Annotated in this window: 6 protein-coding genes; 4 read left to right on the top strand and 2 right to left on the bottom strand. The window is 66.6% G+C overall.

Going from position 1 to position 13,239, the window contains the following annotated elements; genetic code table 11:
- Nucleotides 1–22: 22 nt before the first annotated feature.
- On the bottom strand, nucleotides 23–2,179 hold the full coding sequence (locus ACWDAK_RS16870) for an N-6 DNA methylase (RefSeq protein WP_427393812.1): 2,157 nt from the start codon (nucleotides 2,177–2,179) through the stop codon (nucleotides 23–25).
- A gap of 112 nt (nucleotides 2,180–2,291) precedes the next feature.
- Nucleotides 2,292–3,602 carry a serine/threonine-protein kinase gene (locus ACWDAK_RS16865; protein ID WP_427393811.1) on the bottom strand — a complete coding sequence of 437 codons (1,311 nt, stop codon included), beginning with the start codon at nucleotides 3,600–3,602 and terminating at the stop codon, nucleotides 2,292–2,294.
- A gap of 314 nt (nucleotides 3,603–3,916) precedes the next feature.
- Between ACWDAK_RS16865 and ACWDAK_RS16860 the strand changes: the two genes are divergently transcribed.
- Genes ACWDAK_RS16860 through ACWDAK_RS16845 form a run of 4 tightly spaced genes read left to right on the top strand, consistent with a single transcriptional unit; the run spans nucleotide 3,917 to nucleotide 13,064 of the window.
- Nucleotides 3,917–5,509 (top strand): PD-(D/E)XK nuclease family protein, encoded by a 1,593-nt coding sequence (locus ACWDAK_RS16860; protein WP_427393810.1) that lies wholly within the window; start codon nucleotides 3,917–3,919, stop codon nucleotides 5,507–5,509.
- A 44-nt stretch (nucleotides 5,510–5,553) separates the two neighbouring features.
- Nucleotides 5,554–6,717, top strand: coding sequence for a pPIWI_RE_Y domain-containing protein (locus ACWDAK_RS16855; RefSeq protein ID WP_427393809.1), 1,164 nt, complete (start codon nucleotides 5,554–5,556; stop codon nucleotides 6,715–6,717).
- Nucleotides 6,710–10,297: a pPIWI_RE_Z domain-containing protein gene (locus ACWDAK_RS16850; RefSeq protein WP_427393808.1), complete on the top strand. Its 3,588-nt coding sequence runs from the start codon at nucleotides 6,710–6,712 to the stop codon at nucleotides 10,295–10,297. The genes ACWDAK_RS16855 and ACWDAK_RS16850 overlap by 8 nt, the downstream gene beginning before the upstream one ends.
- A 31-nt stretch (nucleotides 10,298–10,328) precedes the next feature.
- Nucleotides 10,329–13,064 (top strand): pPIWI_RE module domain-containing protein, encoded by a 2,736-nt coding sequence (locus tag ACWDAK_RS16845; protein ID WP_427393807.1) that lies wholly within the window; start codon nucleotides 10,329–10,331, stop codon nucleotides 13,062–13,064.
- Nucleotides 13,065–13,239: the final 175 nt, after the last annotated feature.

The following is a 13,239-nucleotide window of genomic DNA, read 5'->3' as shown; positions in this document are numbered from 1 at the left end:
AAGGAGACGGTCACGTCGGTCATCAGGTGCTACGTCCGTGATCGCGAGTTACACCGGTTGACCGCACAGACCCATCCTCAGCAGGGTCCAGGGTGCCACTTATCAGTCCCTCGGCGAGGTTTCGTGCGGCCTTGCGTCCCAGCTCGGCGGTGTGGGCGAGCTCTGCCTCGAAGTCGGCCAGTCTGCGTAGTGCCTCGCCGTAGCGGCGTTGCTCCTCGATGGGAAGGACAGGTAGGTGTAGCCGTTTGACGTCGATACGCAATGGGCCACCCATCCCAGTGGCTGAACGCCCGGCTCGGCGCGTGTTGTCTGCGCTGGACAACACGCTGGCTGCGAACCAGGGATCGAGGATGTCCGGGTTGACCCGTACGGCATGGACGCCCATGCCGAGCTGGGCGCCGATCTGCTGCTCCGTGGCGACCCGGGCGATGACGCTGCTTGCGATCGCCGGGATGAGGATGTCACCCGCCTGGATCGTGCTGCTGGCGTCGTTGGAATCGTTACGCACCACAGTTCCGCTCGGGCCTTGGCCTGCGATGACGTCCTGGCTGACGACAGCCTTGACCTCGATGGTGGAAGGTCGGGCTTGCCGCTCTGCCGATGCCTCGTATCGTCCCGTGCCCTTGGCCAGGGAGCGGTGCAGGGTGAGCGCGTCGGTGCGGGCGAGTCCGTCCAGGGTTGCGGTGGGAGCGGCGGAGAGCGCCGAGTCCTGGGCGACCGTCAGCTGCGGGAGCGCTCCGCGTATTGATTCCAGCTGGGCGTCAAAGGCGGCGGGAAGTGCGAGCAGTGCTTCGGCGTTCCGCTCGCTGCCTTCTGCGGAAGGCAGATGGCGTAGCGGAGTTAGATCGATCTCTTCGTCGAGTAGTTCGATCGGGGGAACCGACCTGGCGATACCCGGCTTCTCGGAGAAGTTCTGCGGGGAGGCCAAGTAGGTATGCCATAGGGGGAGCACGTCTTGGCGAAGCGCCGGCAGATCAACTGTGCGGCCCCCTGGTGTGGAGTGTCCCGGCACGTCCATGAACAGCACTCGCTGCCCGGTCCCTTCCTCCGCACCAGGACGACGCAGCAGCCAGAGGTGGAGGCTGATGCCAGTGCCGGGCAGGGCTCCCGCAGGTAGGGCGATGACGGCTAGTAGGGCACCACGGCGGACGAGCTCGCCGCGGATACGACGCCCCGCAGCTCGCGCCGCTGCGGCCGGGGGCATCAGAACTACGGCGCGGCCACCTGGTTCGAGGTGGGCCAGGGCGTGCTGCACCCAGGCGAGTTCGGGCTCGGTACGGGGCGGTAGGCCGCCGAAGGCCCAGCGGGGATCGTAGGCGAGCTGCTCATGTCCCCAGTCTTGGAGACCGAAAGGCGGATTGGCGACTACGGCGCTGGCGGTGAGCCGTGGGAAAGCATCGGCGAGCAGTGGGTCGCCCACGCGGATGTCGGGTGCTTCGCCAGCGTCTGCGGCGTGCTGTCGCAGCAGGAGGAGTCGCAGGAGTGCGATTCGAGCTGCGAAGGGATTGACATCTTGGCCGGAGATGCGAACCTTGGTGCCACTGTCCAGGGACCGTTGGTATGCGGCATGGAGCAGGGAGCCGGTGCCACAGCTGAAGTCGAACACCTGCGCGGCGGGTCCAGCGAGTTCGAGCATGAGGTTGGCCAACGGCTGCGGAGTGACTTCGAGACCTGACGATCCTCGCGCCGAGGAGTATCTCTCGTGCACCTGCTCGAATGCCTCCGCCGGATCGGCTCCTTCTGCGAGTGCCACGGTGGCTTCGAGGAGTGCCCGCTGCGCGGGCGACCACTCCGCAGGTATGGAGGGGAGGAGAAGTTCAGCGGCTGGCTCGCCGTAGGAGCGCAGCGACTCGGCGAGTTGGGCTGAGGGAGGCACCTCTGTGGGGCTGGCTAGCAGCAACGCTCCTATCAGGCAGACTGCGTCAGCGAGTTGTCCGCTGGCGCCGAAGGCTTCGACGCGCTGCCAGACGCGGTCCTGGGGAGATGCCTGAGACAGCTTTCCCTGTCCGTCGAGCCACTGCTCGACAGCGGCGAGATCGAAGGCCGGGCTGGCCGATGTGCCAGCGATGGGTTTGGGGAAGTCGGTGTACCGGCGGCGCCAGTTGCTGACAGCGGTTCGCCCGACACCGGCGATCCTGGCGATGCCGGTCGCTGTCACGGTGGTCGGTGGTTCCGCCATGACGTCCTCCAATGATATGCAAGCCCCGAGCTATGTGAAGCATAACTGGCGCGCTTCAATGCGTGTACATAATTCACGCGCAGAAGTTCGAGGACCCTCCGTAGTCCCGCTCTTACTCGTCGACGTCCCCTTCGCAGTCAGAGATGCCTTCGTCGATGCCGCGAACCTGCTCGCTCTCGTCCCCGAAGCGCTGCACTGCGTCAGGCCTGACCTCGCGGTATGCGGCGCAGGCAAGATCGTCAACGCCCGCCTCGTGTAAGAGCCCCGCTCGGTCGATGCGCATCAGCACCACGCCCTCATCGACGCGACCGAAGCGCCCGACAGCGACCTGCAGGCAGCGGTCGATGATTTCCGCCGCGTCGAGCAACTTGCCGTCCGCCGCGAGCCCGGCGGCTTCGCGTCGGACCTGGGCCAGGTCTTCCCGCTTCAGCGGCGGCCGCCGGTGCCGGCGGGGCCTGCTCGGCAGGCGGGGGTTTCTGGGCGGCGCGGGAGCCGTCCGCTGCGGCAGTGGGGGCGGGCCGCAGGGATCGCGGAACGGGAGCGTGGGGTCGAATGGCAGTGCAGTGAAAACGGCAGGCGCGCCACTCTGCGGGAGAAAAGGGCGCACGCTCTCGTATAGCGCGCGGGCGTCCGCAGGGCGGCGCTCCGGCTCCTTGTTTAGCAGGCTATCTGTGAGGTCGGCCAGCCAGGGCGGGATGCCGCCGCGGACCTCGGTCACCTTCCGGGGGGCTTCGTCGATGTGGCACCTCGCCATTGCGTGTGCGGTCTCGGCAAAGAAGAGATGCTCTCCCGTCAGTAGTTCGAAGAGGATGCAGCCAACGGCGTACAGGTCGCTGCGTGGCTCGGCGAGTCCGCGGCCGGCCTGTTCGGGAGCCATGTAGGCAGCAGTCCCCGGGACGCAGCCAGTGGCAGTGAGCTGGGTCGCATTCGGATCGGAGATGGCGACGACGCCGAAGTCCAGCACCTTCACCACGCCAGCACCAGTGATCATGATGTTCGACGGCTTGAGATCGCGGTGGACCAGCCCGCCGTCGTGGGCGTGGACGAGTGCCGTGGCGATCTGGGCGATGAGTGCGACAACCACCTCGATTGGCAGCGGGTGACAGTCCTTCACGAACTGTTCGAGAGTCAAGCCTCGGATGTACTCCATCACGAGGTAAGGCCTGCCCTCCCACTCGCCGAAGTCGTACACCTGCGGGATGTGGCGACAGGCGCTCAATGCTGCGGTGGTCTTGGCTTCCCGGCGGAAGCGATCGAGATACCTTCCCTCGTCCTGTTTCGCACCGTGTGGAAGCAGGAGCTTAACGGCCACCTCGCGGTCGAGCGCGATGTCGAGCGCCAGTCGAACCTCGCCCATGGAGCCTTCGCCGAGGCTCCGGGTTAGCAGGTACCGCTCGGCCAGGGTCTGTCCTTGTGAATCCACCTGACGCTCGTTCTCCCCATCGCATCCACCAAGGCCTTGGCGCGTGAAGCGTATCAGTGGACATTCACTCCGTGGATATTGTTCACGGGATGTGCTCTACTGTTGCTGTCCACGATGGCTCTGGGTATCCGTCTGGTGACACCAGGGTCGGTGATGCCTCCTTGCCGCCCTGCACCGCACCCGGGTCGGTCCACAGTGCACCTGCCAGCGGCAGGCCGCTACGAACTTGCGGATGTCCGGTACAGCCGGACCAGAGAGGGGGAACAATGACGAAATGGCCTGTCCCTGAAGGGATTGTTGGAGATCCGAGCCTGGTGCGCGTCTACACGGGCGGGGTCCAGGGCAAGGAAGAAGCGTGTCCGGCCTTACGGGCGCTCAACGCGCGCCCCGGGCTGCGCCCCTCGCGCCGCACTACTTTCAAGCCTCCGGACTTCGAACTCTTCGCCCTTGCCGTGGTGATGCGGAACCTTGACCGGACTGAGTTCGCCGGCATAAGCGAAGTCTCGAGCCGGGTGTTGCCCTCTCATCCCGGGCTGGCACGTTGGGCCGAGCACGCGGTCGCCCAGTACCTTGCCGCGTCGAGCACCCTCGAACTGTCCGGGCGGCTGCTTCCCGACAAGAAGCGCTGGGTCGAACAGACCAGGCTGAGCTCTGTTCCGGCGGGCGACCCCGCCGTCTATGAGATGTGCGCTTGGGGACGCGGCTACGCCACGCCGGACGGCAGCGTGCGGGAGCTCAGACTGCCACTGTTCGGCACCGCCGGCGTCCGCGAACGGGAACCCGCCGAGATCGCCATGGTCGCGCACATCGCTGCCTATGGGGAGCGCGCCGACGAACCTGAGTGGGGTCGGAAGCACGAGGTGCTCCCGACGGCTATCCCGCAGCGGGTGCGGGTCGTGGAGGTGGGCTGTTTGGACGGCTCCGCCAAGGTCCTGTTCGACGGCCCGCCCGAAGAAACCGAAGCCCCGTACAAGACACTAGCCGCCCCACGCCTGCGGAGCACGATCGATGCCATCGAGCGGCGCCCCGGAAGCAGTTGCGTCAAGTGCCGCCTATCCTCGACGTGTCCTGCCCTGCCGCGAGTGCCAGGACTTCTCGGAATCGCGGATACGTCCCGGCCGCGGCGAACCCTATCTGTCACCGATCTCCGCCGCTACGACATTTGCCCCACACAGGAGCACTTGCGTCGGCTGCACCTGCCGTACGACAGGGAGATCGAACATGGCCCCCACGTCCGCCGCGGACACGCAGTCCATGCCTGGCTGCAACGCCTGCACGAACGGTCACCCCGTCGCCCCTGCACCGCAGACGACGCTCCGCCCGACCGCTCGGACTGGCGCATCGGTGACTGGCATCTGACCGGCGCCGACGCGGAGCTGGGAACCCGACTGATTGCCCGTCATGCCGCCGTGTGCCCCCTGAAGTACGCAGACTCCGATGCCGGGCTGCGCATCGAACGAACACTGACCTTCCACGACACAGATGCCGACACCCTGGTCGTCGCCAAGCCCGACCTGCTCTACCTCAGTGGCGGCTCCTGGGTGTGGCGCGAGGTGAAGAGCACCAAGTACCGCACGCCGCGCGGCGGCAAGGACATTCTCGAGCAGTACCCGCAGGCGGCCCTCGCCCTGATCCTCCTCTCCGAGGAAGTGTTCGGCGGCAACTTGCGAGGCTCGCGCGTTGAACTAGAGATCCTCCGCCCCTCCGGCTCCGACCTGGAGCTCATCACCCCCAACCAGGCCGACCGGGTCGCCAAGGCCCGGGACGTAATCCGCGCACTCGCGACTCCGTGGCACGGCGATCCCATCTCCACGCCCAAGCCCGGCAAACACTGCGCCCGGTGCGAAGTCGCACGGTGGTGCCCGGCCCCCGCAACAGGGGCTGAAACGAACACGTCTGTCGCCTGAACCAGAGCCCACCATGCCCGGCCGACGACCATCCTGGATCCGCCATGCCCCCTGCTGACGCCGCCTACGCGCCACATCACGGTCTCACACTGCTGCGCACCATCGCCAGCGCCGTCCTTGACCTCGACGATGTGTCGACCCCCGGTACTTTCACCCTCCCTTACCCCCCGGAGGCACAGCGCGCCCTCGATCGCACCGTCCTGGCCTGCCTCCTGCGCGGTGCGGACCCGCCGCTCAGCGTCCCGGACTTATTGGCCTGGTGTCGGGAGCGGCCCGTCGTCGACTGGCCACTCGACCTACCCGATGCCCTGACAGGTCCCGAGGACCGGCTGATCGACGAGCACGCGTACGTCCCCACCGATCTGTGCTACGAGTGGGCGGTCGACCGTCCGGACTCCGCGACCGAGCAGATCGACCGCGCTCTGGTGCACACCGCCCTGGACCGGTGTCGGGCCGCCAACGCCCCGTCAGCGTACGTCGCCTTCCGGCGCCTGCTGATCGAGCGCCCCGTCCTGACTCGCAACAAGGCTGCCGAGATCGCTCTAGAACCGGCCTTCGCTCCGCTCGACGGCCTCTTGCAGCAGATCTACCTTCCGGCCCCGGCCGGCTGGACCCGTGAAGGCCGTTTCACTTCCTGCCGACGCTGTAAGACCCTGCTCGTGCCGACCCGAGACGGCGGGTGGTGGTGCGAGAACGCGCGCTGCCGTCGCGGGGAAGATGCACCAGTCGGCCCGCAGTACTGCGAGGACGAGGGCGGCGGGATCCTCCTGCTCACCCGCCCGCTCCGACTGTTCGTCACCGCGCCGGGCATCGCCGAGCTGCAGCTGGAGCAGTCTCTGCGACGCCTCGGGCTCACCTCCGAGCTGTGGCCGAACTATGACGCCTACGACCTCAGGATCACCCTTCCGGACGGACGAGTGTGGGCCGTCGACGTCAAGGACTGGGCGAACCCCGCCCTGCTGGGCCGCAACGCGACCATCCTGGACGACAACCCCCCGTACGACGAGGCATTCATCGTCGTCCCGAACCATCGGACCACCCAGCGCCGCGGTTACATCAGCGTGATCAAGCGCTTCCTGCCTCAGTCGGTGAAGGGGCAGTTGACGGTCCTGAACCAGCGGCAGTTTGTGGCCAGGGTCCGCGAGGTCCTCGCCGGGCACATCGACGGACTGCCCGTCAATGACGACATGGAGGACGACGATGCGTGATCGGTGGGAATGGCAGAGAGACCTTGTCGAAGAGTTCGTCCCGTACTTCGCAGACGAGCTCAAGCCTCGGCTGGCCGCGTCCCGGCTGTGTGAGGTGGAACTTGGCCTCTTCCTGATGGAGCGCCTCGTTCCCGGTCACCCCGCCGAGGCGGCGTGGACCCTGTTCGGCGGATACCCCTTCGCTGCCGCCCTCGGATTCATCAGCACGCCCGAGGATCAACTCGTGCTGCGGATCGCCCGGCACCTGCTGTGGCCTCTGCGCCGCCGCCGCAGCTGGCAGCGGGCGCTGGACGGCTATCGCAGGCTGGACCCGGAACTCCGCGGTTTCCTGATCGAGAGCAACACGGATGTCCCCCAACGGCGGTCGGTGTCCATCGCGTACGACAGGTGGGCCACCTACACGCTGGCCCTCGCGGCTGCCCCGCCACACCAGACCCGGCTCCTTCCACTGGCCGACCCGGGAACGTGGAGGTTCGCCGAAGGCCGCATGTGGACCTCAGTCGACCTCCCCGCTGAACTGGTGGCCGTGCAACCCGCCCCGCACCTCCTGGACGCGGGCATGGCCGGAGGAGGCAAGCCCTTGGAGGTCCCCTGGGAGGAGTTGGTCGAGACCGCTGCGTGGATGCAGGAACAGCTGAGCAGCGAAGAGGATCCAACCGGCGGGGACTGGGTGCGGCGTCTGGACCGGGTCGAACTCTTCATCCAGGAGCAGCAACTCGGCAAATTCACCAGAGAGCGACAGACACTGACGATTGATCGGATGCTGCACTTGATCGGCATGGTCGGCGCCGGCAAGAGCACGCTCCGCGACATCCTTACCGCCTGGGCTGCCCGCAGGGATCTGCGGATCACCCTGATGGTTGGAGACGTGGCGGAGGTCCTTCACCTGGTGGCGATGTTCATGACCCTGGGCCTCCGAGCAGCTCCCGTCCTTGGCGCTACCACCCGGGAACAGCACCTCCAGCGGATGCATCGCCGCCTGGCCACCCAGGCGGACGCCTCGCTCCTCACCCATGACGCCCTGGGCTTCGACTACCTCAGCACCGCCTGCCCCCTCGACGCGCTACGCGGCGTGGAAGCCCCCGCGCCGTTGCCCTACCGTGCTGCTCCCTGCACCCAGCTGTACACCGTGGGAGGCAACTCGGGTCAGCGGCGCCTGTCACCGCTCGCTGCTGACGGAGGAGAGCCCGCCGCCAACAAGGTCAACGCCAAAAAGCGGCACGGTTGCCCACTGTGGTACCAGTGCCCCCGCCATCACGCCTCCCGAGAACTTGTGGAGGCTGACATCTGGATCGCCACTCCCGCGAGTCTGATCCACAGCGCTGTGCCGGCCCATCAGAACGAACAGCGCATCAGGTTCCTGGAAATGGCCTGCCGCCGCAGCGACCTCATTGTCGTGGACGAGGCGGACCGGGTGCAGATGCAGCTGGACACGATGTTTGCGCCGGCCACCACTCTGGTTGGCCGGGCCCCGAACTCCTGGCTCGACGAGATCCACCAGCACAAGATCGAGGAACTGGCCCGCAACGGCCGGATTCAGCTGTCCGACGCCACCGTGATGCAGTGGACGGCGGCCCTCCATACCGTCACCGTGGCCGCCGATCGTATCTACTCCATGCTCTTGCAGCACAAGGGCTTGCGGGACTGGGTCGAAGCGGACTACTTCAGCTCCTGGACACTCCAGTACAAGCTGGTCGCCGAGTGGTTCGACACCGCAGAAGACAGCCAGGCTGATGCCGCCGATGTGCTCGACCGCCCCGCACCCGAGTGGGACGAGGACATCGGGCGCCTTGCCGATGCCGAAGACTCCTACCACGCAGAAATGCCAGCGTCCGAGCTGTCCGGGGCGCATGTCGAACCGGACACCGGGAATCCGCGGCGCGACGCGATCGTCAAGATCCTCGACGCCTTCCGCGACGATCCGCTCGGCGACGAGGAACAGTCCAACCCTGCCGTCGACGCGCTGATCCGCCTCACCCGCCAGCTTCTGCACACCACCCGCCCCCGCAACGCACGCCGTCTCGTCCAGGAGCGCCTACTCGCGCTCGTCGGTGAACCGGTCACCGCCGCCCAGAGCAGCCTCACGGAGCAGACCTTGCGCTTCGAATTCACCCTGCTGCTCTCCGCTCTGCACACCCGCCTCGACTTGATGACGGAGATGTGGCCGGCCGTGGAGGCCGCACTCAACCTCGCGGTCTCCAGTAACGTTCTGTCCCGCCGCCCACCGGAGGACTACCGGCCGCTGGTGCCGGAGTCGCCCATGGGTAACATCCTCGGCTTCCAGTTCCAGTCCGAGGACACCGGCGTCGGTGAACTACGAAGCGGGGAACTGCGCTTCTTCCGTTGCGCTGGCAACGGCCGGGAACTGCTCCTGAACCTGCCGGATCTGACCGCAGCCGACGGTCTGCCCGCTCCGCATGTTCTGCTGATGTCCGGCACCAGTTGGGCGGGGCAGTCCACCCGCTACCACGTCCTCACCGAGGTAGGCGCCCTGCTCAAGCCGCCGAAGCGAGAGCTCGACGCCATCGCCCGATCCGTGTTCAGCACTCGATTCCTCAAAGGCCCAGACGGAAAACCGCTGAAGCTCTCGGGCGCTAAGCCGCATCTGCGCCCAGTCGTCCTGGAACAGATGCTCGACCAACTGGCCCGGGGCGGGCAGGACGGCAAACCCAGCCCCTTCGAGCAGGAACTGGCGGCCGTGGACGACGACCGTCGCAGGCGGCTCCTGGTTCTGACGGGCTCCTACGATGAGGCCCGGCGCGCCGCCGACATCCTGAACCGCATACCCCGCTGGGCCGGAAAGGTGTGCCGACTGGTCTCGGACGACGCTGAGCAGGACCACCAGTGGCAGCAGACCGTCGACGTCGGTCACGGCATGGCGGCGGCGCAGGTCCTGCGACGCGGCGACGTGGCGAACTTCGCCTCGACCGGGACGCTGATCCTCGTCGCTCCGCTGCTCGCCATCGAACGCGGGCACAACATCCTGGACCACGGGGTCGCAGCCATCGGCTCGGTGTTCTTCCTCGCCCGCCCCCACCCTCGCCCCGATGACATCAGTCTGGCCATCCAGGCGGTCAACGACTGGGCCTCACGTATGCAGCGCGACGGAACCTTCGAAGAACTGGTCCGCGCGCAGCCAAGTCTGGACAAGGCCGGCGCGGAATTCCGACACCAGGCCCGCGGCCACTGGAGGCGCCTGCTCAACCAGCCCCTTGCATGGCGTCGCCTCGGTGAAGCGGAGAAGATCTCCTTCACCTGGGATCAACTGGTGGTGATCTGGCAGGTCATCGGCCGCCTTGTGCGCGGCGGAGTACCCGCCCGCGTCGTCTTCGTCGACGCCCCGTTTGCCGAGCGCGCGGCATGCAAGCAAGGCGGCGACACCTGGAAGACCAGCCTACTGATCGCCATGCGGCATGTCCTGGACCCGTACGTCACCCCAGATCCCGACGCTGTCCTGCCGGTGAGCGGGAGGCCCGTGCCGCAGCTGGACCGCGCGCTGGTCACTACCCTCTACGAACCGCTGCACGCTGCGCTCACACGGCTCTTTCCGCACCACCCGGCCGCCGCCGACGATTACTGACTCGCCCTCGATCCACCTCCCGGAGGACCCCGTGTCCGCGTACTCTGCCATCAGACTCGCCGCATTCCAGCCGGCCCGGACAGCGCCCCCATTCATCCAGCAGCTTTACGGGCTGGCCTTTCCTGCCCACTGGCGCCAGAAGTTCCTGGACTTCTACCGCCTGGGTAAGAGGAATCCAGAGACCTACAGCCAAGTCCCCATCCGGAGACTGAACGAGCTCATCCGCGCCGTCGCACCTGATCTTCTCTGCGTCGCCCGCGGTGCAACGCTCGAGGATGACGCACCGTGGCTCTACGCACGCAAGCCCTTCCCGCTCCCGGTCTTGTGCACGTTCATCAATGCATGGATCCGCGATCTGCACTCCGCCAAGGAGCGTGCCAAGCACCCCGAACTCGTCGAGGCAGCCATCGTGCTCGGTGAAACTCTCGACACCCATGAACTGCGCTGGCAGAAGATCGATGTGGATCTCCTCAGCCGTACCAGCACCCCTGGGGGCACGGCAGAACCTGACCCGCGCCTCTACCAACTGCTGCCTGACACTCTTGCACACCAGATCGCGGCGTTGGACCCCTACCGGTTCGAGGGCGTCGAAATGCAGTTCCGCATCGCTGCGGCAGCGCGCGGAGCCGAGCTCGTCTCCTGGCCGCCGCGCGAGTTCCTCGGCGAGGAAGGCACCTGGCGGTTCTCCTTCGTCGTCGCGCTGACGGTCCAGACTGCTCCCTTCACTGACGACTTCCGTGTTCACCTCCGCACAGGAGTGCGCCGCTGGCGCACGAGCGGCCTGGTGAAGGTCCCCTTCCAGGGTGCCGTGTCGGCGTACATGCTCGCCGACATGCCCTGGCTGAACGAAGCACCAGGCAGTGCGCGACTGTCGGTCAGCCGCTTCGGAAAGAGCAGGGGTTCTGATGACTACCAGTGGGTCCGGGGCGGCCCGGAAGGCATGATCGGCCGGTTGCGTTTCGCCCGGGACCTCCCCGATCCGGGCAAACTTCAGAGCGATCCGGGTGCCTGGATTGACGGCAAGGACGGGATCCAGGTCGGCGTCGTGCACTCAACGTCGATGGGTGGGCACGGCGTTGGTGCGGGGCTGATGCCACGTGATCGGTCCCCACTCACTGACTGGGCGGCGGTCGCCCTGGAACCGCGTCTCAGGCGTGTACCGGACCACGGGCGCAGTCGGTACCCGGTAGTGCCACGCAATCTGCCCAAGGACCCTCAGGGTAAGACCAAGGAAGCACGGGCAGCCCACAAGTCGATTCTGAAGCGCGAGCAGCAGGACAGCTTGCGTAAGCAGGTCGTCCGAACGCTCGGCGACGCGCCGCTCATCGCCGAGATTCGCTGGCAGAACCCCCGTACCCGCGATGCCCTCATCGCGACGCTCGCCGAACTCCTCGGCCTGGACGGCGATGGTGGTGAAGGCGCGGTGCGTAGCTGGGACTCGCCGGAACTGGCGGTCCGTCTGCACATCGAAGACGCCGGCCTCGTCTCCGCCCCGCTCGCGTTCCCCGGACCGAAACCGCAGCGCAAGCACCTCGCCGAAGCCATCACCGACCGTCGTACGGCGATCGCGTCCATGTGTGATCTGGACCAGCGCGACCCTGGGCAGCTGACCATCATCGAGATCGGGCACGCAGACTCCTATCGGCCGTCGATCCTGGACCCGAAGTTCGCCGCCCGCCTGGGGTACGCGGACGCCGGTCGACTCACCCAGTTCATCAACCTGCCGAGCGCGGCCCGGAAGACAGCCGGCGCGAAAAACATCGCACACCGGGCCGAAGCCTCTTGGAAGGACGCATTCCGTCAGCTCGGAGTGCGCACTGTCCCCGAGCACAGCCTGACCGGACTCCCCGACGACCTGCAGTACGTCGGACTGTGGATGATCAAGCGCCGTGCAGATGGCCCCACGCGCAAGCGGCGTACCGCTCCCGTCGCCGTCAAGATCAGCGCAGACGGCAACATCACGGGTTGGGACCCGGAAAGCGGCACCTGGGTTCCCTACCGCGAAGTTCTCCTCGCCCTCGCCCGACACGCAGAGATCCCTGGCGAGTTCGATGAGGACGACGTGACCGAGGAAACACCAGTTACGGCCGATGCGGCAACCCAGCAGAACAACGGCAAGCGGGAATGGAGCCCGGACCTGGAGGACCAGCAGGCCGAGGCTGCTCAGTTCATCCGGGCCATGCTCTACAGCCTCCGTAACGAGCCCACGCTGCTACTGACTCATGCGCAGAACTCCCGTCTTCACTGGCCCTGGCTCCGCAATGGAAGCCTCCGTCAGGACATGCTTCAGTTTGGCCCTAGCCCTGCTCAGCGGATCGATCTTTACGGAGACATGCTTCGCCATGTGCGCGTCCGTGACAGTGGGATGGATGAGACACCTCAGTGGTTCGCGCCAGACGATGAGACCCATGTACACGGCATCGCCAGCGGACTTTGGACACGTCCGGATTCTCCTGACGGTTTCCGTGTCTTCCTCAGCACTGCTGAGAAGCCAGACACCGCGAAGCGCGCTGCGGTCACGGCCTCCAAAATCGCTACGAGAATGGATAAGAAGGGCGAAGAGGTCACCGACACAGGGCAGAACGCCTGGAACCCCACCGCCCTCGAGCTAGCCGTCCTCGCCTGCCAGACCCACGCCGCGGAATCGGATGACCCCGAGCAATGGGCGGCGCTGGCCCACCAGCTGCGTCGTGCCCCCGACTACCGGGCCACGCTGGTTCTCCCGCTTCCGCTGCATCTCGCGAAACTCACTGCACAGTGGGCTTGATTCGCTTTGACGGACACCCCTGATCAGGGGCTTCGGTCCCGGTAAGGATGATGTCGATCATGGAGAGCATGGGGAACAAACCGCGCCCTCGCCGCTCGTTCACGTCGGAGTTCAAGGCCGAGATCGTCGAGCTGTGCCGGCGCGGTGACCGCTCGGTCGGTCAGGTCGCCAAGGA

It is taken from the genome of Kitasatospora sp. NPDC001175 (assembly GCF_053598215.1).
The sequence above is the reverse complement of the archived record's forward strand: the minus strand, read 5'-3'. Positions and strand labels throughout refer to the sequence as shown.